The organism is Desulfurispirillum alkaliphilum (assembly GCF_055378285.1).
This window is the reverse complement of the sequence record NZ_AP042405.1, coordinates 1,988,275-2,011,307: the sequence shown is the minus strand read 5'-3', so window position 1 is coordinate 2,011,307 and position 23,033 is coordinate 1,988,275. Positions and strand designations below refer to the sequence as shown.

The 23,033-nt window shown below is 57.1% G+C and carries 17 protein-coding genes; 11 read left to right on the top strand and 6 right to left on the bottom strand.

Annotated elements, in window-relative coordinates:
- Nucleotides 1-17: 17 nt before the first annotated feature.
- The gene (locus ACZ46I_RS09035; protein ID WP_013506261.1) at nt 18-1,184 is read left to right on the top strand and encodes a sensor histidine kinase; all 1,167 of its coding nucleotides are present in this window, start codon (nt 18-20) and stop codon (nt 1,182-1,184) included.
- On the opposite strand, the gene ACZ46I_RS09030 is transcribed toward ACZ46I_RS09035, so the two are convergent.
- The gene (locus ACZ46I_RS09030) at nt 1,172-2,128 is read right to left on the bottom strand and encodes a ketopantoate reductase family protein (protein ID WP_226507689.1); all 957 of its coding nucleotides are present in this window, start codon (nt 2,126-2,128) and stop codon (nt 1,172-1,174) included. The two genes, ACZ46I_RS09035 and ACZ46I_RS09030, sit on opposite strands and share 13 nt — an antisense overlap.
- A 309-nt stretch (nt 2,129-2,437) precedes the next feature.
- Between ACZ46I_RS09030 and ACZ46I_RS09025 the strand changes: the two genes are divergently transcribed.
- The 4 genes from ACZ46I_RS09025 to accD all read left to right on the top strand — a co-directional run bounded on the left by ACZ46I_RS09025 (nt 2,438) and on the right by accD (nt 6,690).
- Complete coding sequence (locus ACZ46I_RS09025; RefSeq protein WP_464280587.1) at nt 2,438-3,508, top strand: pyridoxal phosphate-dependent aminotransferase; 1,071 nt, start codon at nt 2,438-2,440, stop codon at nt 3,506-3,508.
- Between the two features lie 3 nt (nt 3,509-3,511).
- Nucleotides 3,512-4,228: a cytochrome c biogenesis CcdA family protein gene (locus ACZ46I_RS09020; RefSeq protein ID WP_013506264.1), complete on the top strand. Its 717-nt coding sequence runs from the start codon at nt 3,512-3,514 to the stop codon at nt 4,226-4,228.
- A 159-nt stretch (nt 4,229-4,387) separates the two neighbouring features.
- Entirely contained in the window at nt 4,388-5,734 is a 1,347-nt protein-coding gene (gene mgtE / locus ACZ46I_RS09015; protein ID WP_013506265.1) for a magnesium transporter, read from the top strand.
- A gap of 152 nt (nt 5,735-5,886) precedes the next feature.
- Entirely contained in the window at nt 5,887-6,690 is an 804-nt protein-coding gene (gene accD / locus ACZ46I_RS09010) for an acetyl-CoA carboxylase, carboxyltransferase subunit beta (protein WP_464280586.1), read from the top strand.
- A gap of 17 nt (nt 6,691-6,707) precedes the next feature.
- Here accD and gshA read toward each other — a convergent pair whose 3' ends face one another.
- The 4 genes from gshA to ACZ46I_RS08990 form a co-directional block, all read right to left on the bottom strand.
- Nucleotides 6,708-8,213 (bottom strand): glutamate--cysteine ligase, encoded by a 1,506-nt coding sequence (gene gshA / locus ACZ46I_RS09005; protein WP_464280585.1) that lies wholly within the window; start codon nt 8,211-8,213, stop codon nt 6,708-6,710.
- A 1-nt stretch (nt 8,214) separates the two neighbouring features.
- On the bottom strand, nt 8,215-8,481 hold the full coding sequence (locus tag ACZ46I_RS09000; protein ID WP_464280584.1) for a glutaredoxin: 267 nt from the start codon (nt 8,479-8,481) through the stop codon (nt 8,215-8,217).
- Nucleotides 8,482-8,585: 104 nt separating this feature from the next.
- Nucleotides 8,586-10,361 (bottom strand): methyl-accepting chemotaxis protein, encoded by a 1,776-nt coding sequence (locus ACZ46I_RS08995; RefSeq protein ID WP_464280583.1) that lies wholly within the window; start codon nt 10,359-10,361, stop codon nt 8,586-8,588.
- A 166-nt stretch (nt 10,362-10,527) separates the two neighbouring features.
- On the bottom strand, nt 10,528-13,440 hold the full coding sequence (locus ACZ46I_RS08990; protein WP_464280582.1) for an insulinase family protein: 2,913 nt from the start codon (nt 13,438-13,440) through the stop codon (nt 10,528-10,530).
- Nucleotides 13,441-13,634: 194 nt separating this feature from the next.
- On the opposite strand from ACZ46I_RS08990, the gene ACZ46I_RS08985 reads away from it, so the two are divergent.
- The 6 genes from ACZ46I_RS08985 to ACZ46I_RS08960 are packed head-to-tail and all read left to right on the top strand — an operon-like array spanning nt 13,635 to nt 21,957.
- Nucleotides 13,635-14,378: a C39 family peptidase gene (locus ACZ46I_RS08985; protein ID WP_464280581.1), complete on the top strand. Its 744-nt coding sequence runs from the start codon at nt 13,635-13,637 to the stop codon at nt 14,376-14,378.
- Nucleotides 14,353-15,822, top strand: a complete 1,470-nt coding sequence (locus tag ACZ46I_RS08980; protein WP_464280580.1) for a RimK family protein — start codon at nt 14,353-14,355, stop codon at nt 15,820-15,822. The genes ACZ46I_RS08985 and ACZ46I_RS08980 overlap by 26 nt, the downstream gene beginning before the upstream one ends.
- Nucleotide 15,823: 1 nt before the next feature.
- Nucleotides 15,824-17,059 carry a glutamate-cysteine ligase family protein gene (locus ACZ46I_RS08975; protein ID WP_013506273.1) on the top strand — a complete coding sequence of 412 codons (1,236 nt, stop codon included), beginning with the start codon at nt 15,824-15,826 and terminating at the stop codon, nt 17,057-17,059.
- On the top strand, nt 17,052-17,765 hold the full coding sequence (locus tag ACZ46I_RS08970; RefSeq protein ID WP_464280579.1) for an N-formylglutamate amidohydrolase: 714 nt from the start codon (nt 17,052-17,054) through the stop codon (nt 17,763-17,765). The genes ACZ46I_RS08975 and ACZ46I_RS08970 overlap by 8 nt, the downstream gene beginning before the upstream one ends.
- A gap of 58 nt (nt 17,766-17,823) precedes the next feature.
- Complete coding sequence (locus ACZ46I_RS08965) at nt 17,824-18,840, top strand: efflux RND transporter periplasmic adaptor subunit (protein WP_464280578.1); 1,017 nt, start codon at nt 17,824-17,826, stop codon at nt 18,838-18,840.
- On the top strand, nt 18,841-21,957 hold the full coding sequence (locus ACZ46I_RS08960) for an efflux RND transporter permease subunit (protein ID WP_464280577.1): 3,117 nt from the start codon (nt 18,841-18,843) through the stop codon (nt 21,955-21,957).
- Between the two features lie 60 nt (nt 21,958-22,017).
- Here the strand turns inward: ACZ46I_RS08960 and lpxC are convergent, their stop codons facing one another.
- Nucleotides 22,018-22,896, bottom strand: coding sequence for a UDP-3-O-acyl-N-acetylglucosamine deacetylase (lpxC, locus tag ACZ46I_RS08955; RefSeq protein ID WP_226507695.1), 879 nt, complete (start codon nt 22,894-22,896; stop codon nt 22,018-22,020).
- Nucleotides 22,897-23,033 lie beyond the last annotated feature (137 nt).

Here is a 23,033-nt window from a genome sequence, read left to right as displayed (position 1 = left end):
AGGCCAGGGGTTGGTCCATGAATAGCGATAGAACCTATTTTGCATCACCAGAGCGCTCCTCGCACCAGAATGTACTGGATCAGCAGCAGCTGCTGCTGGACTACCACAGCACGGTGCAGCTGCTTGACAGCATTGCGCAGCCTATCATGATTCTCAACGGGAATCGGCAGATTGCCCTGTGCAACCGGGCACTGATGGCAATGCTGCTGGTAAAGAATCGTGACGATATACTGGGAAAACGACCAGGCGAAGTAGTGGGGTGCGTCAATGCCTTTCTCGAGGCCGGTGGCTGCGGAACCGCCGAGGCCTGCCGCAACTGCGGAGCGGTGCTGGCCATTCTCGAGTCCCTGCAGGGCGAGGAATCCTACCGGGAGTGTCTGCTCAATGTGGAGTCCCAGGGGAAGTCCGATTCTCTGGAGCTGGGTATTAACGCCACGGCACTGCATGTCCAGAACCAGGTCTTCTCTATCCTGACCATCAGCAATCTCAGCCACGAAAAACGGCGGCAGAACCTGGAACGTATCTTCTTCCACGATATCATCAACACCGCCGGCAGCCTGCAAAGCTATGTGGAGTTGCTGGTGGATAACCTCCGCGAAAGTAATACGATCTCATCCGGTGGCCCTTTTTCCACCCGGCAGATGCTCAACTCACTGCAGCAGGCTTCGCGCCAGCTCACCGAAGAGATTCTTGAACAGCGAGATCTGCTTATGGCGGAGACCGACCAGCTGGAGGTACGCCGGGAGTACTGCGCCTCCCTGGAACTGCTCTCCGGCGTGGTGGGACAGTACCTGGGGAACCGCCTGGCAAAGGATATTGCCATCAATATCGACACCAGCTCGGAAAACATCACCTTCAACTCTTCGGGACTGCTGATTCGGCGTGTGCTGGGCAATATGCTGAAAAATGCCCTGGAGGCATCCGCGCCTGGACAGGTGGTGGATGTGGGTTGCCGTCGCAGCAGCGATGGCACTCAGATTGACTTCTGGGTACGCAACCAGACCGTCATGCCCCGCGACATCCAGCTCAAACTCTTTCAACGCTCCTTCTCCACCAAAGGGCGCGATCGCGGGCTGGGCACCTACAGCATGAAGCTGCTCACCGAACGCTACCTGGGTGGCACAGTGCGTTTTGAAGTGTGCCAGCGCGAAGGAACCACCTTTATCGCCAGCTACCCCCTCTGACGTCTGCGCTGAGCATCCTGCAGGCGCAGCAGCCGGTAGATCATCTCAAGTCGCGGCACGCTCAGGCCGTGCAGCCGCGCTTTGCGCACTGGATTTCCCGCGATCACCTCCACTTCCATGGGCCGGCGATTCTCATAATCCAGCAACATGCTGGTTTTATAGGGAGTCATCACCCGCGTGTGCTCAATCTGCTCATCAACAATTGAGGGTACCAGGCGGTGCCCCTCAGCCGCGGCCACCAGACATACTTCCTCCATGACCTGGCGTACCAGCTGGCAAGACTCCTCGTCAGCCAGCAACTGAGCGGTATCCACACCTCCACCCAGCACCGACAGGGTGTTAAAAGAGGCATTCCATACCAGCTTGCGCCAGCGCGCTTCCTGAACTCTGTCGGTAACTTCACAGGTGACACCACCAAGGCGCAGCAACTCCACCAGCGCCTCAAGGTATGGGGTTTTCCCCTCAGGATAATTCCCCAGTGCCAGCTTGCCATAGTCCTGGTGGAGTATCTTTCCGGGCGAAAGGCGACTGACGCACACAAAGGCCAGCACACTGATAATCTCGTGTTCAGGATAGGCCTGCCGATAGGGAACTTCAATATCAATACCATTCTGGATGAGTACGATAACCGTCTGTTCCCCCAGGTAGGGACGGATGATGTCGACGCCGCTGATGCCGGGCAGGACCTTGGTGGTGAGCACAATGTAATCCACGGGTTCCGGGCAGGGTTCACCGGCCATGAGAACACGCTGGGGATGGAAGTGGAAGCGCTCTTCGTGGAGCGAATCGATGGTGATTCCCGTTTCACGCAGCATATCCCCGCCAGAGCGGCAGAGAAAACTGACGCGTGCGCCCGCGCGGTGGAGTTTCGATCCATAATAGGAGCCGATGGCCCCTGCTCCGACAATCAGCATATGCGGTACGGCTCTGTGCAAGTCTGTCATCAGCAATCTCCTGAAAAAATTCGGTTCACGGAAGCCTCGGTGCGCCAGGATGTGCCTGGCGTAGCGAAACCCCTGCAATTTCCTGCGTGCAAAGAAGCACGCGCGGGAGTGTTCCCTCCCTGAGACACTCGCTTTCGTCCATGGCTCGAGTCTCTGCCGCTCACCATCCGGCTCGCTCCTGGAACACTGGCGCTTCTGCTGAAAAAGTCAACAGTGCCGCCATGCAGAGTTCCAAAAAATCTACGTGCATAAGAAAGGGGAATTTGCTACACCTTACGGGCACAGAATACCATCTATTGAGGCCTTTGCATGTTTAAACCTCATATTCAGGCGATGTCTGCATATACTCCCCCCCTGGAAGGAAGATCCACTTCCGGCTGCCTGCTGCTCGACTTTAACGAATCGACCCAGCCTCCACCAGCATTTGTCATCGACGCGCTGAGCCACTTTCTTGCCAGTGGCAGGCTCCAGGTATACCCGGAATATGCCGACCTCGCCGAAAAAATCGGTCACTACGTCCAGCTGTCGGCAAAGCACTGCCTCTTTACCAATGGTTCTGATCAGGCCATAGATGTTCTGATGCGCCTGCTGGTGAATCCCGGCGACCAGGTTGTGCTGCTGAGTCCTTCGTTCGCCATGTTTGAACAGGCTGCGGGCCTTGAGCATGCGGATATTGTGGAAATATCCTACTGCCAGGATTTCTCTTTCCCTTACCAGGAGGTCGAAGCGGCCATTGCCACTGGACTCCCCAAGGTGGTGGTACTGGTCAACCCCAACAACCCAACGGGAACCCCCATTGAGCGAAAGTTTCTGGAGCGCCTTATTCAGAGCTGGCCACAAACGTTCTTCATCGTGGACGAGGCATACTACGAGTTCCACGGCGAAACCGTCAAGGACATGGTCCCCGCCCACCGCAATATGGCCGTGCTGCGCACCTTCTCCAAAGCCTTCGCCCTTGCGGCACTGCGCATGGGCTACCTGCTGGCTCACGAGGACGTGGTGGAGCAGCTTCTGAAGGTGCGTGGCCCCTATGATGTCAACATGCTGGGCGCGGTTGCGGCAGCGGCGGCCCTGGACAGTCCAGGGTATATGCATGATTATGTCGCGGAGGTCATGAACCACGCCAAACCCATGCTGACAGAGTACCTCCGTCAACATTCCATCGACGTCTACGAGGGGCGGGCCAACTTTCTGCTGCTCAGGCCCGACGATCCCGACGCCCTTATGGCTTTTCTGAAAACCCGGGGTATCCTGGTTCGCCGAGGTCGCCGCGTGGCTTCCTCCATGGTACGAATGAGCATCGGAACCCGTCAGGATGTCCAGCGCTGTATCGCGGCGCTGGACGAATACCTGTCGCACCACGCGACCCAAGAGGAGTAATTAATGGATCTGACTCTTTGGACGGCATTCATTGCCGGAATCCTTTCCTTCATATCTCCCTGCCTGCTCCCCCTGGTGCCGGCCTATTTCTCCTTTATCACCGGTGGTGCCGCCCAGATGGACATGACCGGCTCCGACCGCCTGCGCCTCTTTATCCGCGCGCTCTGGTTCGTGCTCGGCTTCTCCCTGGTCTTCATCATCATGGGAGCTTCTGCATCGGCCCTGGGTATTCTTCTGATCCAGCAGCAGGTACTGCTGGCCAAAGTGGCAGGTGCCGTCATCTTCCTGTTTGGCCTGCACTACACGGGATTTCTGCCCATTAAATGGCTTTACCACGAAAAGCGCCTGCACCTGCAGAAAATCCCCACTGGCGCGCTGGGCTCCTTTATTATGGGATTTGCCTTCGGCTTTGGCTGGACACCGTGTATCGGCCCGATTCTGGCGGCGATTCTCACCATTGCGGCCTCCAAGGAGACCATCGCCGAAGGCATGATTCTACTCAGTGTCTACTCCGCGGGACTCGGCATTCCCTTCCTGGTTTCCACACTGCTGATCAGTCACTTCATGGGCTTTCTGCAGCGCATGAAATCCGGCATGCGCGTTGTGGAAATAGTCAGCGGAATCCTGCTGATGGTTATCGGCATCATGATTTTTTCCGGCTATATGGGATATATCGCCGCCTGGATGAATCAGGCTTTTCCTTTTACGGTAAACCTGTAATACTGATACATTATTCAGAGTCACAACCCCGAATCACAGCACCGGGAACGCCATGGTCCGGCACCTGACACATGTATGCTCGCCGGAACCTCCATCCCGATGCCGTGAACAGGGCGCAGCCTGCGAACGCGCCTCATACTGCACACACAAGGACATCCCATGGAAGAGCAACAGGAAAACCCCTCTGAGTTCGCCCAGCGCTTTGCCGGCGAAGACTGGAGTGAAGCATCCGTTGAGCTGCTTGAAAGCATGCACACAGCGGATATTGCCGCGGTGCTCTCCAAGGTCAGCCCAGAGGAGTGCCTGCGCATCTTTGGCCTGCTCTCACGCAAGCGCTGGGTGGAGCTCTTTGCCTACCTGAGCATTCCCCGCCAGACAGAGATCCTGGAGCTCCTCAGCGTCAAGGATGGCCGCTATATCCTGACACACCTCTTCCCCGACGACCGCACAGCCTTGCTGGAGCAGCTGCCAGCGGAAAAACTGGCCAACTTCCTGAAACTGCTCAGCCCCGACGACGTCAAGCAGGTTCTCAAGCAGCTTGGCTACCCAGAGGAGAGCGTGGGTCGCCTGATGAACACCCACTTCGTTGCGGTGAAGGCGCACTGGACCATCAAACACGCCCTGGAATACATCCGCGTGCACAGCCTGCAGGGCGAAACCATCAACACCATCTTCGTCATCGACCGCGAACGCAGACTCAAAGACGCCATTGAGCTGAAGCACTTCCTCCTGGGGCACCTCAATGACCGGGTGGAGACCATCATGCCCGGCAATGTCATCAGCATCGAAGCTGATCAGGATCGCGAAGAAGCCGCCAGGGTCATCAAACACTATGACATCGAAGTTCTGCCCGTCATCGACCATCAAGGGGTACTGCTGGGAATCATGACCGTTGACGACATCATGGACGTCGTGGAACAGGAAGCTACGGAAGACTTCCACAAGATGGGGAGTGTGGGTGTCGTTGACCTGAGCCTGCGTGACGCCACGCCTGCACTGCTGTACCGCAAGCGGGTCGGCTGGCTCGTGCTGCTCACCTTTGTCAACATCTTCAGTGGAGCGGGTATTGCCCACTTTGAGGCCACCATCGAGGCGGTCATCGTCCTGGTCTTCTTTTTGCCTCTGATTGTTGCCAGCAGCGGTAATGCCGGAGCCCAGTCCGCTACCCTGATGGTGCGTGCCCTGGCCACCGGTGATATCCAAAGGCGCGACTGGCTGCGCATGTGGGGCAAGGAACTGCTTGTCTCTTTAGGTCTGGGCGTTACCATGGCCCTGGCCATTGTCATGATTGGCGTCTGGCGGGGAGGCGTTGATGTTGGCATGGTAGTGGCCCTCTCCATGTTCCTGGTCGTCATCGTGGGCAGCATGGTAGGCATGCTGCTGCCCTTTGCCCTCAGTCGCTTCAACTTCGATCCGGCTGCGGCCAGTGCTCCACTGATCACCTCCATCGCGGATGTGACCGGCATTCTCATCTACTTTTCCATCGCCACGGCCTTCCTCCTGTAGCCCCTGATGCCGAGCGGGCAATTTGCCCCTGTAAACGGTGTTTTTTTGCCATTGAAAAAGAATGCTTGTTCCTTTGAGTGCTATTTCGTAAAGTACCGTTGCCTGTTTGCCCATACCTGAAATGAACACATAGATAATCAAAGGTGGAACCTATGACAGAAAAAACCAGTATCCCTGAAGGCATCTGGATAAAATGCAAGGAGTGCAAGGACACCATATACAGCAAGGACTTCCAGGAAAATCTCTACGTATGTCCAAAGTGCCAGCACCATGAGCGACTGGGTGCCGCCGAGCGCATTGCCACCCTGCTGGACGCCAACTCCTTTGTGGAGTTCGACGCGGACCTGAGACCTGTGGATGTCCTGGAATTCGTCGACTCCAAATCCTACGCGGCGCGCATTGTGGAGACAGAAAAGAAGCTCGGCACCAAGGATGCCATCGTCTGCGGACGTGGCACCATCCTTGGACACAGCGTGGAAATAAGTATTTTTGACTTCGCCTATATGGGTGGAAGCATGGGCAGTGTGGTCGGCGAGAAAATCACCCGTTCCATTGAGCGCGGCATTGCGGAAAAGCGCCCGGTCATTATCGTTTCCTGCTCGGGTGGAGCCAGAATGCAGGAATCAACCCTCAGTCTGATGCAGATGGCCAAGACCTCTGCGGCTCTCCATGAACTTGGCCGCCATGGCATTCCCTATATCAGCCTGCTGACTGACCCCACCACTGGTGGCGTCACCGCATCATTTGCCATGCTCGGCGATCTGAACATTGCCGAACCCAAAGCGCTGATCGGCTTTGCCGGTCCCCGCGTCATAGAGCAGACCATCCGCCAGAAACTCCCCAACGGCTTCCAGCGTTCGGAGTTTCTGCTGGAGCATGGCATGCTCGACATGGTCGTGCACCGCAAGGATCTGCGCGCGACCATCAGCCACTCCCTGGGTCTGCTGGGTTTCTGAGCCCACCTGCTGGCCAGTCACTCACCTCTGGCCAGCAGCTCCCACAGCCCGGTGACCTTCTCCATCCGATCATAAGCCATTTTGTGCAGTCGCCCCAGTGACAGGCCATGCTCCACAAAAGAGGTTCCCCCCTGGGTCAATTCGGCCATCATCATGCCGGACAGCGTCAGCTCGCTGTTTTCAATACGCTCGCGGGCACGCAGTACACATTGGGTATATTTCGGTTCTTCGCCGTGCTCATCAAGCAGCAGTGCGATCTTCTCCATATCTCCCAGAAACAGACGCGCCGCCTGCCGCATATCGCGTTTCTGGCCACAGAAAGCAATTTCGATACCCGGTTTGCGTCCCTCCAGCGCCACAAGACGCTCATTGCTGTTGATCTCCTCTTCCCGCTCGCGCCGTGAGCAGTGATCACTGTGGCGCAGCAGACAGTAGATGAGCAACATATGCAGGAAGTACAGGCGATCGCACTCCAACCCGAAGGGATTATAGGGATTGAGGTCAGAAGCCCTGACTTCAATATAACGCACACCAGATCGCTCCAGGGACTCCAGCTGCGTTTCCCCCGGCTCGGGACTGTTCTTGAGCCGTATGGGCGCATAGTATTCATTTTCGATCTGCAGCACATTGGCATTGAGCTGCACCTGCTGCCCGTCACGGTAAAGACCCAGGGCCTCGTAACGGCTGTCAGGCATGCTCATGGCCCGGCGCAGGTCGCTGATATACCGTTCAAGGGTATTGTAGCAGACGCGGAAATTGCGCTGCTCTTCATTGGAGTAGCCGAAATGGCTCATGCGCAGTGATGTGGCGTAGGGCAGACCATAGGTATCGGTGCCAACCAGCTGCAGAGCCTCCAGCGCTTTGGTGGTATAAGACGAATCCACCACAGGCGAGGCACCGTACAGGTAGACAAACAGCCAACGCAGGCGCAGGAAATTGCGAACCATGGCGCAGTAGCCTTCGTTGATGAAGTCCTGTAAATCCATATGGGACACTGGCAGCTTCCCGTGGAGAAACTCCCAGAAATCCTGACTGAACGAGAAATTATAGTGTATACCGCAGACCATCTGAATGACCTTGCCATAACGCAGGGCCAGGCCACGTCGGTAAATCTCCTTTGCCATCCCCGCTGCACCTTCGCCGTAGTGGGCAATGGGAATATCGGCTTCCGCGGGCAGACGGCACGGCATGCTCATGGGCCAGAGCAGTTCTCCATTGATATTCCGACTGACAAAGCCGTGTATCTGAGCCAGAAAACGGTAGCACTCCTCCAGGGTGGCAAAGGGCGGCGTTATGAACTCCAGCTGGCTTTCCGAAAAGTCTGTGGTAATAGCGGGGTGGGTAAGCTTGTCGCCAATGGCCCGAGGGTGCGGGCGCAGACTCAGGGTTCCATCGCCGAGCACCCGCAGGGCTTCACGCTCCAGGCCATGGTTGCCCTTGCCCAGCAGCGCCTTTCCTGAACCCTGGGAGAAAAGGCGAAGGTTGTCTTCAAAGTTCCAGTGGGCGGATTCTGTCCAGATCATATCAGGGCTGTTCTGTCAGACCAAGCGCTGCCAGGAGCATTCCCTTTGCGTGCAGGGCGCTGATTTCCGAGAATCCACCCAGGCACGTATCGCCGGCAAAAACCTGCGGAACCGTATTCATGCCGGAGCGTTGCTTGATGGTGGCGTAGAGCTGCGGGTCACGGGACACATCGTACTCGGTGTAGGGAACATCCAGACTGTCCAGTAAATCTTTAGCGCGATGGCAGTAGGGGCAGGTGGGCTTGGTGTAGACAGTGACGTTTGACATGGGGGCCTCCGCGGAGCATTGCTTTACGGCGGCTACTGTAGCAGAAAAGCACACATCCCGAAAGGAGACTTTCCTCGCGGGATGTGCGGATATCAGGAATTCCGTCAGCTGACCGGCTTGAGCTGCTTCGACGCTGAGGGGAGCACGGGACAGCTGGCACTGCCACCACGCACATCGTTACCATAACCACAACGCACCACACCCCAGTGCTTGCCACCGATAAAGACCGGGAAGGATACATCGGTGAGGATTTCTCCCGTATCACGCACATAGGTCTGCTGCAGTATTCCCTGATCATTACGGGCACACTTCTGCTCCATCTCTGTCGTGAAGAAGCGGCGTTTTGAGCGGTTACGCGTCACATCCACATCAGGGTTCCCGGTCATGGGCTGATTGAACTTGTCGTTATGCACCACATTCAGGCCGTCGCGATTCTCAAAAATAAAATAGGCCATCTGCCTTTCATCGAAGAACGTGCGCTGGATGAGGCTGAAAAGATTTTCCAGTTTCCCGGTAAAGGGGGCCTCGTACTTGGGCGGTTCAATGCCCGGGATTTTCTTGTAGTCGGTACTGAAGAGCTCCTGATGGGTCAGGACCCCTTGACTGAGCATGGTTTCCATCTCACGCTCCGCCTCAGCCGCCGCACTGCGCAACTTTTCCCTGATGCGACTGGAGAAGTCACCGGTGTCAAATGAGGTGGTAAACGACGACAGGGCTTCATTGCTCAGGGAAAGTGACTGGGCCTGATTGGAGAACTCAAGGCTGGCGGTCTTCATGTCTTCAACCTTGTGGGCAATCACCTCAAGACGCTCAGTGATATCCTGGACCGTGACGGTCTGCTGCTCAGCTGCCGAGGCAATGGAGAGCGTGTTTTCCGAAATCTGGTTGTTGAATTCCTTTATGCGATGGATAATCTGCGATATCTCCTCTATGGCACCGATTCCTTCATCCATGGAATCACTGGACTTGGCGGTGCTTTCAGCGGCCACGATGGAGTCGCGCCGAATAGTCTTGAGGCTTTCGGAAATACCGCTGGTGGCGTCGGTGGTCTTCTCGGCCAGTTTGCGCACCTCATCGGCGACAACCGCAAAACCACGGCCATGATCACCTGCCCGGGCAGCCTCAATGGCGGCATTGAGTGCCAGCAGATTGGTCTGATCGGCGATATCGTTGATAATGACGATGACATCCTCAATTTTCTCTGCCGACTCGCTGAGTTCGGCCAGCACATGGCTTGATTCCGCGATAATGGCAGAGATGTTGCGCATGATTTTCACGATATTGACGGCATGGGTATCAGCCGTATTGGCAAGCTCGCTGGCGGCACTGGTCTGCTGCTGCAGGTCGCTGATGGAACGACTCACGCTGGCAACGGTGCTGGACATCTCTTCAGTGGCGGCCGCTATGGCTGCGCTCTCGCGCGCGTTCTCCTCATTAGCCGCCACGGCGTCATTGGCACTTTTTGCCAGGCAGGCCGCCGCAATGGCGCTGACCGCGCTGTGCTCATTGATATGGGTCAGAATTTCGCGCAACTTGGAGTACATGGTATTGAGAGAGCCCCAGACATAGGACCAGTAGGGTGATGGAGATTCGGGCCAGGGGCTTTTCATGTCACCATCTTCAATAATGGGCCGCACCGTGTTCTGCAGTACGGAAAAGGGGTAATCCACCCGCAGGAGCCACAGGGAGACCACGCCACCCACCAGGATCAAGGCACCGACCAGAAAGAGTACCACGCCAAGCGTGACATTGCTGGCATAGAAAAAACCAGACAAAGGCAGCAGCACAATACCGCCCATAAGGGAAACGGCAAAGGGAATGACCTGACCTGCGGAACGGGAAGATGTCTTCAGAGTCATCAGGATCTTTGAGACGAGCATGATACTTTTCCCCTTCTGGAACGGATTTACGCCATATATTCAGAGAATTTACAGGCACTTGACATCAGAGTACACAATAGCGCTCGCAAGAATCAAACGTTTTTTTAGTTTGCCAAACGCACCTTTCCCCTGAAAAAACCTCAAATATCCATGTTACATGCTGTTCTTAAACCCGAAACACTTCCATGGAAAGTTTCTCGGCACGATTACGGCTTTCAGAATGTGACACGACGGCGATATGCCCGCGTCCGGGCTGCAGGTAAGCAGCAGCAACCCGCTGCAGGTCGGCCAGAGTGACATTCAACACCCGCTGACGCAGCAGGAGCCTGTGTTCTGGTGTACGCCCGTAAAGCGCGTCAAAGAAGCTCTTGTGGGCCTCACCAGCTGGGGAAGCGGGCTTGTCCATGCCGGAAATAACGCCGAGAATGGCCTCCTCCACTTTCTGCCAGGGATGATCCTTTTCCAGCAGCCACTGGACCGACCGGTCAAAGTCCGCCAGGGTCTCTTCCAGACGCGGATCGCGATAGGAAAAGAAGCGAAAGGCCCCCGTCGTGGAGTCCTGGGAGGCACCACCGCCATAGGCTCCGCCCTGCTCCCGAATGGCACGATGCAGATAGCCGTTGCGCAGAAAGCCACCGAGAACCGCCAGCGCAGCCGCGTCGGGGTGGCCGGAGGCCACCGTGGGGTACGCTTTGGCGCAGAAGTGCACCTGCGTATTGGTGATCCACATCTGATGGGCCAACTCCCCCTGCGCGGCGGTAAAGGCCAGGGGCTGGTGGTGGCCCGCCGCCTGGGGTCTGCCGAAGGTATCCACAAGCGCCTGAGCGGCTTCAGCGGCAACCTCCGGCCTGCCCACACAGAGAAACTGCAGGGGTGCCTCGGTGAGAATGGCGTGGATACGCGAAAAATCCAGCAGAAGCTTCTGCAGATTTGCCTCATCACCCAGCTGAGTATCCAGCTGCTTCAGTCGGGATATCCCCATCAGGCCACGCAACCGGTGCGAGAGCGCCGATACCGGACTGATTCTGCTGGTGGCGGCTGTCATGGCCAGCTGATGTCCGCTGCCAGTAATACTCTGCTCGCGGGCCGCCCGCTTCTGGGAGACCAGCTCGCGGATGCGACGTTTTTCGTCAAAGCGACTGCGGTGATAGAAGTCCGCTATCAGCTCAACCATCGGCCTGGTATTGCGATCCAGCGCCTTGCCCCCCAGGCTGAAGAAACCGCGAAAGCGTGCGGGATCATCCACATTGCCGCGCATGGAAGCCGAGGCGCCAATGCCGCCAGTGCTTCTGGACATACGTCTTTGCGTCTCCAGATAGTCGTCGCCTGCGCAGCCAAGTTCCGTGACAAATGAGGTATAGAGCGAAAAGGAATCCAGAAGATCATCGGGCAGCTGCGGAAGCTCTGCCACCGCCTGCAGGTAGACCAGGCCGTTGGTCTCCTGGTGGTAGACGCCCGCCGGCCAGGGCCCAAGCTCGCGTCCAGCCGGTTGCGGCACATGGATATCCGCCGGCACGTCTTCCAGGGTGACACAGGGCAGAATACTCTCGTCCTGTACCGCCTGCTGGCGAGACTGCAGAAGAGCAGCACGTTCCACCAGCTGCTCCCGCTCAGCTTCGCTCAACGACTCCAGAATCCGCTGCAGCTGCTGCTGCTCCCTGGCTTCGCGCTCCTGACCCAGGTTGGCATCAGGCGCCATGACCAGTCGCACGCGATGGGGATTGTCGAGGAAGAAGCGGCGCACGAGGCCGGGGATAAAGGCAGGATTCTGTATCTGCTCCCTGAGATGGTTCAGCACAGGATCAATATCCAGCATGGCCACGGGATCACCATCATGGATAGCGGCCGGCAAAGCCTGCAGGATGATCTGCAGGCCAAAGGGCAGGCTGTCCCCCCCGATCTCACGATACTCAAGCTCCAGCTGGTGCAGCGCCGCTTCAGCGACTTCACGGGGAACACCCTCTGTGGCCACCTGGTTCAGGATCTCCATGATCAGCGCCTCCACCTCATCCGCCCGCTGGGGTTCACTCCCCTCCAGGCCGCAGACAAAGCACATCTCCCGGCTGGACTCTTCCAGCCCGCACAGTGGCGAAGGGGAGCTGCCCAGCGCTGTGGTTTCCAGGGCGTGACGCAGAGGAGACGCGCTGTTGTCCAGCAGGATGCTGGCAAGCAGTTCGGCGTTGAACAGTTCCTGCAGATCCGTATTCTTCCCCAGCAGCCAGCCCATGACAATATGCGTCTTCTCCGTCAGCGACTCCTCATCCAGGGCGTAGACTTCATTGACCCGCAGCGGAGCATCAAAGCGCTGCTCGTCGCCCACCAGTACCGGTGTCATGCTGTCCGCAAAGCGGTGCAGCGCCTTTTCCTCCAGTTGCTGCTGGATATCCTGCGGATCCATGTCGCCGTAGGTGGTGAAGATGGCATTCCCGGGATGGTAGTGCGTGCGGTAGAAGTCCAGCAGCTGTTCGTAGGTGAGCTGGGGAATGCACTCGGGGTCCCCACCGCTGTTGTAGTGGTAGGTCGTCGTGGGGTAGAGGTGGTGGCTCAGCTTCTGCCACAGCTCACTGACCGGAGAGCTCATGGCGCCTTTCATCTCATTGTACACAATGCCCCGGTACGTCAGACCGGAATGGCAATCTGCGGGCTCCTGAAATTCCAGACGGTGCCCCTCCTGGAGAAAGTCGTACCTATCGAGGCTGGCAAAAAAGACCGCGTCCAGGTAGACCTCAAGCAGGTTCATGAAATCCTTGCGGTTTTTGCTGGCAAAGGGGTACGCCGTCCAGTCGCTGCCCGTAAAGGCGTTCATGAAGGTGTTCAGGGAGCGGCGGGTCATCATGAAAAACGGATCCCGCACGGGAAAACGCTCGCTGCCACACAGCACAGTGTGCTCGAGGATATGGGCAACGCCGGTGGAATCGGCAGGGACGGTGCGAAAGGCGACACTGAAGACATTCTCTTCATTATCGGCAGCTATATGGTAGTGGCGGGCTCCGGTGCGGATATGCACATATTCTTCCACTGTGATTTGCAGAGAGTCGATGAAGCGCGAACCTTTGAGTTGAAATGTGGGATATGGCATAGGGCTGATGTGTTCTCCTTCTCCGGGAAGTCTCTGGGGAATCCTAACCAATTCAGCTCCTCCCGTAAACGGGAAATGGCAGACGGGTCTTATTTGGCCGCAGGTGTCCGGTTTTCCGCAGCTTCAGGGCGAATTTCCTGTTTACCTTTTCCATTTTTGGTATAAAATTTTCACCTCTTACCTGGAGGGCACTCATGGAGCAGCAACTATCCCTTACCATTCTCCCTCAGCCCGATGACACCACCTGTGGACCAACGTGTCTGCACAGCATTTACGAATACTACCACGACCCGCTGCCCCTGTCGCAGATCATTGCCGAAGTTCCCACCCTCGTGGAGGGTGGGACCCTGACGTCACTGCTGGGAGCCCACGCTCTGGGGCGCGGCTACAGCGCGCAAATGTACTCCTACGACCTGAATATGTTCGACCCCACCTGGTACGGCCTGAGCTCTGCCCAGCTGCAGCAGAAGCTGCAAGCGCGCATGGAATTCAAGGCCGACAGCAAGTTCACTGTCGCCACCAGGGCCAATATGGATTTCCTCGACCTGGGGGGAAAGTTTATCTTCGAGGATCTCACGCCGGAGCTTATCCGGCGTTTTCTTTCACGGAATATTCCGATCATCACCGAACTGAGCGCCACCTATCTCTACCGCAGCGCCCGCGAGTTCGGCTACGATATGATTTTCGATGATGTCAGGGGCGAGCCATCGGGACACTTTGTCGTCATGAGCGGCTACAGCCGGCCCGGCAAAACCGTTCATATTTCCGACCCTCTGATTCCCAACTTTTACGCACCGTCAACACCCTACGCGGTCCCCATCAGTCGACTCATCTGCGCCATTCTCCTTGGCGTCCAGACTTACGGGGGAACACTGCTGATCATTCAACCCAAGCCAGAACAAGGAAAAACCCATGCACGCACTCATCGTAGTGAATGATCCCGCTGACTGGGAACTGGACATACCCGGAGTGGAGATGGTCTCCGCCTGGAGCTATCTTACCTGTGACAGCTACAGTAAAATGCGGCGACTGAGGATCTACAACCTCTGCCGTTCCTACAGCTACCAGAGCTTCGGCTACTACGTCTCCCTGCTGGCAGCGGCGCGTGGACACAAGCCATTTCCCACCGTCAAGGCCATCCAGGACATGGAATCCAGCTCCATTGTGCGACTGATGTCCAGCGAAATGGACAAGCTGATTCAGAAGAACCTGGGCTACCTGCAGTCGGACAGTTTCGAGCTGAGCATCTACTTCGGCAGAAACCTGGCAAAACGCTACGATCGCCTCTCTGCGTACCTCTACCGCTTCTTTGAAGCTCCTTTCCTGCGCGCCTACTTCCAGAAGGTGGGCAACCGCTGGCAACTGGAGACCGTTACTCCCATCGCCGCCAACGACATTCCCGACGACCACAAGGAGTTCATCGCCGCAACCGCCAAGGAATTCTTTCCCCGGCAGCGCACCCTGGCTCCGCGCCGTGCGGCCCGGCGCTACGACCTGGCGATACTGGTCAATCGCGATGAAACCCTGCCGCCATCGGACGAAAAGGCCCTCAATCGCTTTGTGAAAGCGGCCAATGGCCTGGGCCTGGCGGTGGAATTTATCGGACTGGAAGACTTTGCCAGGCTGCCCGAATTCGACGCGCTGTTCATCCGCGAAACCACCAATGTGAACCACCACACCTACCGATTTGCCCGCAAGGCCGAAGCCGAAGGCCTGGTGGTGGTGGATGACTCCCTGTCCATTCTGAAGTGCAGCAACAAGGTGTACCTCAACGAACTGCTGGAGAGCAAAAAGCTCCCCACACCCCGCACCATCGTCATTCACCGCGACAACCTCGACGTGGTGGTGGAGCAGCTGACCTTCCCCGTCATCATCAAACAGCCGGACAGCTCCTTCTCCCAGGGGGTGCTCAAGGCAGAGAATATCGAGCGCTACCACGAGATCACTTCACGCATGCTGGAGGATTCGGCGCTGCTGATCGTGCAGGAATTTATCCCCACATCATTTGACTGGCGTGTGGTAGTCTTTGATGGTCACCCGCTGTGTGTGTGCAAATATTACATGGCCGCGCGTCACTGGCAGATACTGCGCAAAGATGCCAAAACCGGCCGTTTCAGCGCCGGCAAGGCGGAGACCTTCGCCGTGGAACACGCTCCGCGCCAGGTGGTGGAGCTGGCCCTCAAGGCCGCCAATCTCATCGGTGACGGTCTTTACGGAGTCGATATCAAGCAGCGTGACAAAGAGCTCTATGTCATTGAAGTCAACGACAATCCCAATATTGACTCGGGAGTCGAAGACCTGGTGCTGAAGGACGAACTCTACGAAAGAATCATGCGGGTATTTCTCAAACGTATTGAAAGACGCAAGGAAGTCGGATACTGACATGACCTCCCAAACCGAACTGCACCTGTTCGAAGGCTACGGCATCGAACTGGAATATATGGTGGTGGATCTCAGGCGGCTGAACGTTCTGCCCATCGTGGATCGCCTTCTGCAGGCTGTCTCGCGTCAGGAGGAGTGCTCCACCGTACAGCGGGGCAAGTTCGCCTGGTCCAATGAACTGGCCCGCCATGTCATCGAGATCAAAACCCATGAACCGACCCGCAAGCTGATGACCGTTCCCGAAGGCTTTCAGAAGGAGATACAGTTCATCAACAAGGTGCTGGAATCCATGGGCGGAGTACTGCTGCCCACCTCCATGCACCCCTGGATGAACCCCGAGCGGGAGATGCAGCTGTGGCCCTATGGCAACCGCGCCATCTATCAGGCCTATGACCGCATATTCAACTGCCACGGGCACGGGTGGGCCAATATCCAGAGCGCCCACATGAACCTCCCCTTCAGTGGCGACCAGGAGTTCCGCGCTCTGCATGCGGCCATCCGCATGGTACTGCCACTCATACCGGCCCTCTCCTCCAGCTCGCCGATCATGGATGGCAAGCTGACGGGAATCAGCAATAACCGCCTGACCATGTACCGCCAGAATCAGCACAAGATTCCCCTGATTGCCGGTGGCATCATTCCGGAAATCGTCAACTCACAGGCAGACTATGAAGAGCGCATCCTCAAGCCGATGTACAATCAGATCGCGCCCCACGATCCCGACGGCATCCTCCAACACGAATGGCTGAATTCGCGGGGAGCCATCGCCCGCTTTGACCGCAACAGCATTGAGCTGCGCCTGTTGGATATCCAGGAGTGCCCCCTGGCGGATATCAGCATCATGCACTTTATCGCTGAACTCGTCCGCTCCTTCATCGAAGAGCGCTGGTGCCCCGCTGATACCATCACCACCTTTCCCGGCGAAGCGCTTGGCACCATCCTCGACCACACCATCGCCAGGGCCGAGAACGCCATCATCGACTCCCGCGAGTACCTGGAAATATTCGGGCACAAGGGTGCCACCTGCTCAGCCCAGGAGCTTCTGGGCATCATCATGGATGAAATCATCATGCCCACGTCACCCTTTTACGAAACCCTTTCAACCATTATCGGCGAAGGCAGCCTCTCCACACGCATCGCGCGCTCCCTGGGTACGGAGCTGCCAAAAAAGAAGATGCTGACCATCTACGAAGAACTCTTCCACTGTCTGCATAACGGCATCATTTTCCATGGCTAGACCCGTTCGCGTTCTTCTGAGCTGCGAGCATGGCGGCAACCAGATTCCCGACGAATACACCGCGCTCTTCGCACCACACTGCGATATCCTCAACAGCCATCGTGGCTACGACATGGGCGCGCTTGAAATGGCCCGTGCCATAGCCGATGCCACGACAGCTCCCCTCTTCGCCTGCGAAACTTCGCGACTGCTGGTGGATCCCAATCGCAGCCCCTGGCACCATCAGCTCTTTTCCCGCTATACCCGTGCACTTTCCCGTGAACAGCGCCATGCCATCGTGCAGCAGTACTACGCCCCCTATCGCGCTGCCATAGAGCAGTTCATCCGCCGCAGCATCGAGGAGAACAAGGCCGTACTGCACCTGAGCATTCACAGCTTCACCCCGGTGCTGGACAACGAAGAGCGGCAAGCCGATATCGGCGTCCTCTACGACCCACGCCGCAAGCGGGAGGTTCACTTCGCCCAGCGCATTACCCAGGCATTCCGGGAGTCTCATCCTGAATTGCGCTGCCGAAAAAACTACCCCTATCGTGGCATCAGTGACGGACTCCCCAGCTTCCTGCGAAAAGTTTTTGACTACGAAGTCTACATGGGAATAGAATTGGAGTTCAATCAGGCGCTCTTTGAACACGACCGGCCCCAGTGGGATGAACTCGCGGCCACACTGACGCGAACGCTGTCCACGGACTTTCCCGCCAGGCGCTGAACTCTGGCATTCATGCAACACGGACTTTTACCATATTCAATGAAGGACACCCACCATCATGCCTATCCGCAAGCGATCCCTTCAATTTCCAGTGCTGGCTCTCGCGCTGACACTGCTTCTCACGGCACCAGCATCCAGCTACACCTTTCTCTTTCACACCATAGACCGCGCCAAACCCCTGGAACTCACCTTCATCGCCCGCAAGGATCCGGGAGGGCTGCACAGCCTCAACACGGAGACTGGCGGTATCCTGCGCCAGCGTCACGCCCAGCGCTTCGCGGTAATTCCAGCTGGCAGCGTTGTCGCCCGCCTGGAAAACACCAGCCTGGAATATGAACTGGAACAGTCGCGTCTGCTGCACACCCAGCGTGAACGGGAGCTGCAGCGCGCTACCCGCCTGCGTCAGCAGGGACTGATCTCTTCCGAAGCCTTTGACGACATCGAACTCGCCTATCAGACCGAACGGCTGCGCCGCCAGTTTCTGCAGCGCCAGGTGGACAAGACCACGGTGCGCGCACAGAGTGAGTTCTATGTCACCCAGACCTTCGGCAGCATCGGCGAGTATATGGCACCCGGTACCCCACTGGTGGAGGGCTACGATACGGCAAACTTCTCCCTGAGCATCACCCTGCCGCCATTCTACGCCGAGCTCTTCCCACACATGGACTTCTTCAGGCGCAAGCGCGACGGCAGCCTGAGTGTTCTGGAGCAGGCAGGCATATCGCCAGTGCGCGAAAGTTCCGGCGCCCTGCGCATCACCTTCCCCGACACCTTTGACGAAGTGGATCTCAATGAAACCGTGCGCATTGTCGGCAGACTGCACTCCGACTATGCCACCATACCCTTTGCCGCCGTTTTCCTGGACGAAGGGCAGTACGCCGTCTACACCCACCGTGACGGGCATATCGAAAAGGTGATCCTCGATGATGTGGTCATTTTCAGCGACCGCATCAGCTTTCACAACCAGCGGCAGCTGACCAATTACCTGCGCTCGGTCACCGGTGTCACCCGCCACAGTGAGATCGAGGATATTCTCAACCACCAGCCCGACGCCATAGAAATCCAGGTGCGCTAGATGTTCGAGCTTATTCAGCGCAAGCGCCTCGGGGTGCTGTTTATTGCCTTCGCCATTGTCATTTCCGGCATCACCAGCTACATCAAGCTCCCCAAGGAATCCATACCCGACATCACCATCCCCGTGGTCAATATCGTGGTGACCCACACCGGTGTCGACGCCCTGGGCATGGAAAAAAACGTCACCCAGAAGATCGAGAACTCCGTGCGCAGCGTCTCGGGCATCAAGCGCATGACCTCCACCTCATCGGAAGGGCTCAGCTCCATCTCCATCGAATTCATGACCCATGTGAATATCCGCACCGCGCTGCAGGACGTGAAGGACAAGGTCGATCAGATCCAGTCGGAGCTGCCCGCCGATGCCGACACCCCGATCGTCTCGGAGATCAACCTCTCGGAATTCCCCATCATGTTCCTCAACCTCTCGGGCAATGACCAGGGACTTCTCGAATATCTGGCCGATATGCTTGACGACGAACTCTCCGCCATCCCCGGCGTTCTGGGTATCGACATCTACGGCAAGCGTGATCTGGAGATATTCGTTTCCCTTGATCTGGACCGCATTGAAGCCCTGGGAGTAGACCCGATCCAGGTCGGCCAGCAGATTCTGCGCGAAAGCATCACCGTCAACAACGGCAAACTCTACGTGGACGGCAACGTCTTCCATGTCAAGACCGACGGAGAGTTCAACAGCCCCGATCCCATCCTGAATCTGAAAATCCCGACCTCTGCCGGGTTCACCTACCTGCGCGACCTGGGCACCGTGGACTTTGTGGAAAAGGAGGACCGCACCCTCTCACGCCTGGATGGCAAGCCCTCGGTCAGCCTCAGCATCAAGAAGCAGGCCGGCAGCAACCTGCTGGGCATCGCCGCCCAGGTCTACGCCATCGTGGACTACTTTAACGAACACCGCCCCGACGGCGTGGAGGAAATCGCCATCACCGGCGATCAGGCCGTGGAGATCCAGATGATGCTCGAAGACCTGGAAAACAGCGTCCTGACAGCCCTGCTGGCGGTCTTTCTGGTAACCTGCTTCATCCTGGGCGGGCGCAATACGGTGATCGTCTCCCTGGTTATTCCCTTTTCCATGCTCTGCGCCTTTGCCATTCTCAGCGCCATGAATGTCACCCTGAACATGATCGTGCTTTTCAGCCTGATCCTGGCCCTGGGCATGCTGGTAGACAACGCCATTGTCGTGGTGGAAAACATCTATCGCCTCTCCACCACCATGCCCCTGAGCCACGCCGTCATTCGCGGGGTGCGCGAAGTCGCCGTGCCCATCACCACCTCGACCCTGACCACCCTGTGCGCCTTCATCCCCCTGCTCTTCTGGGACGGCGTGATCGGCGACTTCATGAAGTACCTGCCCATCACCCTGATCATTACCCTCAGCGCTTCGCTGGCAACGGCCATCATCCTGACCCCTATTATTTCGCGAATATTTCTGCATCCTCACAAGCGGGTCTTCCGCAAACCGCCACTGCTCAAAGTGTATGAAAAATCCCTGCTGTGGTCGCTGCACCACCGCAAGACCGTCATCACAACCGCCTTCGGCCTGTTTGTGGCAACCCTCATCCTCTATGGCACGTTCAATACCGGCATGGAACTCTTCCCCGCCGTTGAAACCCGTAACGCCGTCATAAAACTCGACATGTCCAAGAACACCGACCGCGACACCACCGACCAAGCCGTGCGAACCATTGAAGGCATAGTGGAAGGTTTCGCCGATGTGGAATCCTACGTCTCCACGGTGTTCCAGGGCAGGGCTCAGATAAACATTCAGTTTTATGAGCAGGAGCTGCGCACCCAGAGCAGTTTCAAAACCATCGACGATATCCGTGACGCGCTGCCCGCCTTTGCCATGGGCACCACCGAGGTACTGGCCCGGCAGGACTCCCCCACCTCCGCCTACGACCTCACCATTGAGATAACCGGCGATGACTACGGCCCCATGGAGCAGGTGTTTGAGCAGCTTGTCAGCCGTATGGAGCGCGATGAACGCATTGTGGAAATCCAGGATAACTACGACAAGGAGAACTTCTACCTGCGCGTGCTCCCCGACCGTGACATGCTCTACCACCACGGCCTGACCACCCGCGATGTGTCCAGTGCCATCGACCTCTTTTTCAAGCGCCAGAAGGTCATCACCATCTATGATGACCGCAACGAGGAGTTTGATATCGTCCTGGGAGTGCAACCGGAGTACTCCTCCATTCCCCGCATGCTCGCGCACACCATACCCAATCCCCAGGGACAGCAGGTCGCCCTGGGGGAACTGATTGCCATTGAGTACAGCAACATGCTCTATCAGGTGAACCGCAAGAACAACCAGCGGGCCATCACCATAGAGTCACAGGTACGCGACGGCATCAACGCCTTCACGGTTCAGCAGGATCTCGACGCCTTTATCAGAACGCTGGAGCTGCCTGCCGGTGTTTATGTGAACTTCGCCGGGCAGGCCGAAGACCAGCAGGAAACCATGGAATTTCTCGTCTGGGCCTTCTTCACGGCGCTGTTTCTGATCTTCACTGTGCTGATCTTCCAGTTCCACTCCTTCATGATCCCCCTTATCATCGGCATGACCGTGATATTCAGCATCATGGGCGTGCTGCTGGGCCTGTTGATCATGGGCATGCCTTTTGGCATTGTCATGGTGGGAATCGGAGTGGTGAGCCTGGCGGGCATAGTGGTCAACAACGCCATCGTGCTCTTCGATTATATTCTGCGCCGCTACGAGAAAACCGGCGACATGTACAAAAGTATTGTCAACGCCGGCAAAATCCGCCTGCGTCCCGTACTGCTGACCGCCACGACCACCATGATGGGCCTGATGCCCATGTTCTTCGCCATCAGCATCAATTTCACCGGGCTCAGCATTGCCCACGGCACAGAAAGCTCCCAGTGGTGGCAGTCCATGTCCGTCACCATTGTCTTTGGCCTCATGGTCTCTACCGTGCTGACCCTGATCGTCGTGCCGACGATGTTCTACCACCACCATCTGATGAAGACCGCGGCGTTGCAGTGGATTCAGCAGAAGCGTCAGCAAAGGGAGTCAGCACTCCCGATGGCAACCCCCACTCCCCGCTCCCTGCGAAAGTGGTACCACCGCAGAAAATAAAAAAAGCACCCTGCCAGGCAGGGTGCTTTTTTGCTGTAACAACGATGTGAACTTGTGGTTTCAGGGCAGACCGATAGCCGCCAGGGAAAGGTGAGCCGGCTCGGTCAGGTACTGGGAGACCAGCCCGCGACACAGACGGTTGTTCAGTTCGTGGCCAGACTTCATGGCCACCACCTTCCCGCGCAGTCTCACACCACACAGGGCCAGGTCGCCAACACAGTCCAGAATCTTGTGGCGCACAAACTCATCCTTGTAGCGCAGACCATGGGGATTCATGACCTTGTAGTCGTCTATCACCACCGCATTGTCGAGGCTGCCGCCTTTGGCCAGGCCAATGGAGCGCAGGTAATCCACATCCTTCTTGAAGGTGAAGGTTCGCGAGCGTGAGATTTCGCGCTCGAAAATCTCCTGGTTGATGGCGTAGCTGGCGCGCTGAGACGTCAGCAGTTTATGGTCAAACTCAATGGTAAAGTCGATCTCGTACTCCGAAGCGGGAAGGATCTTGATAAAGCGATCGCCATCCACAATGGAAAAAGGGCGATTGATGACGATCTCCCGACGGGGGCTGTCCTGTTTCACAATACCGGCTTCCTTGATCAGCAGGATGAAAGAAGCCGAAGAGCCGTCAAGGACGGGGACTTCGGGGCCGTCAATATCGACACGGGCATTGTCGATGCCCAGTGCGTACAGGGCAGCCATCAGGTGCTCCACCGTGCTGACCGTCACATTGTCACGTCCGAGGGTCGTCGCGAGCTGGGTATTGACAACATACTCACAGGCGGCGGGAATAACCACAGGGGGCGCCATGTCTGTGCGCACAAAATATATGCCGGTATTCTCCTTTTCCGGATAGATCGTCATACGGACCTGTGCACCGCTGTGCAGGCCTATTCCGTAAATGGATACCGGGCTGAAGAGAGTCTGTTGCTGTGTCTTCATCGCTACTGTTACTCCAGGTATGCTTTGCGCGTTCAGGGTACGGCTTCTCAATCACCCCTAAGACTCTGCAATATCCTTGCCCAAAAGAGAAAACCTGCATAAGCAGCAGGTTACACCCAATAAACACGACAGAGCCA

Coding starts and splice junctions, on each gene's coding strand:
- ACZ46I_RS09035 (WP_013506261.1), top strand. CDS start 18: ATGAATAGCGATAGAACCTATTTTGCATCACCAGAGCGCTCCTCGCAC.
- ACZ46I_RS09030 (WP_226507689.1), bottom strand. CDS start 2,128: ATGACAGACTTGCACAGAGCCGTACCGCATATGCTGATTGTCGGAGCA.
- ACZ46I_RS09025 (WP_464280587.1), top strand. CDS start 2,438: ATGTTTAAACCTCATATTCAGGCGATGTCTGCATATACTCCCCCCCTG.
- ACZ46I_RS09020 (WP_013506264.1), top strand. CDS start 3,512: ATGGATCTGACTCTTTGGACGGCATTCATTGCCGGAATCCTTTCCTTC.
- mgtE (WP_013506265.1), top strand. CDS start 4,388: ATGGAAGAGCAACAGGAAAACCCCTCTGAGTTCGCCCAGCGCTTTGCC.
- accD (WP_464280586.1), top strand. CDS start 5,887: ATGACAGAAAAAACCAGTATCCCTGAAGGCATCTGGATAAAATGCAAG.
- gshA (WP_464280585.1), bottom strand. CDS start 8,213: ATGATCTGGACAGAATCCGCCCACTGGAACTTTGAAGACAACCTTCGC.
- ACZ46I_RS09000 (WP_464280584.1), bottom strand. CDS start 8,481: ATGTCAAACGTCACTGTCTACACCAAGCCCACCTGCCCCTACTGCCAT.
- ACZ46I_RS08995 (WP_464280583.1), bottom strand. CDS start 10,361: ATGCTCGTCTCAAAGATCCTGATGACTCTGAAGACATCTTCCCGTTCC.
- ACZ46I_RS08990 (WP_464280582.1), bottom strand. CDS start 13,440: ATGCCATATCCCACATTTCAACTCAAAGGTTCGCGCTTCATCGACTCT.
- ACZ46I_RS08985 (WP_464280581.1), top strand. CDS start 13,635: ATGGAGCAGCAACTATCCCTTACCATTCTCCCTCAGCCCGATGACACC.
- ACZ46I_RS08980 (WP_464280580.1), top strand. CDS start 14,353: ATGCACGCACTCATCGTAGTGAATGATCCCGCTGACTGGGAACTGGAC.
- ACZ46I_RS08975 (WP_013506273.1), top strand. CDS start 15,824: ATGACCTCCCAAACCGAACTGCACCTGTTCGAAGGCTACGGCATCGAA.
- ACZ46I_RS08970 (WP_464280579.1), top strand. CDS start 17,052: ATGGCTAGACCCGTTCGCGTTCTTCTGAGCTGCGAGCATGGCGGCAAC.
- ACZ46I_RS08965 (WP_464280578.1), top strand. CDS start 17,824: ATGCCTATCCGCAAGCGATCCCTTCAATTTCCAGTGCTGGCTCTCGCG.
- ACZ46I_RS08960 (WP_464280577.1), top strand. CDS start 18,841: ATGTTCGAGCTTATTCAGCGCAAGCGCCTCGGGGTGCTGTTTATTGCC.
- lpxC (WP_226507695.1), bottom strand. CDS start 22,896: ATGAAGACACAGCAACAGACTCTCTTCAGCCCGGTATCCATTTACGGA.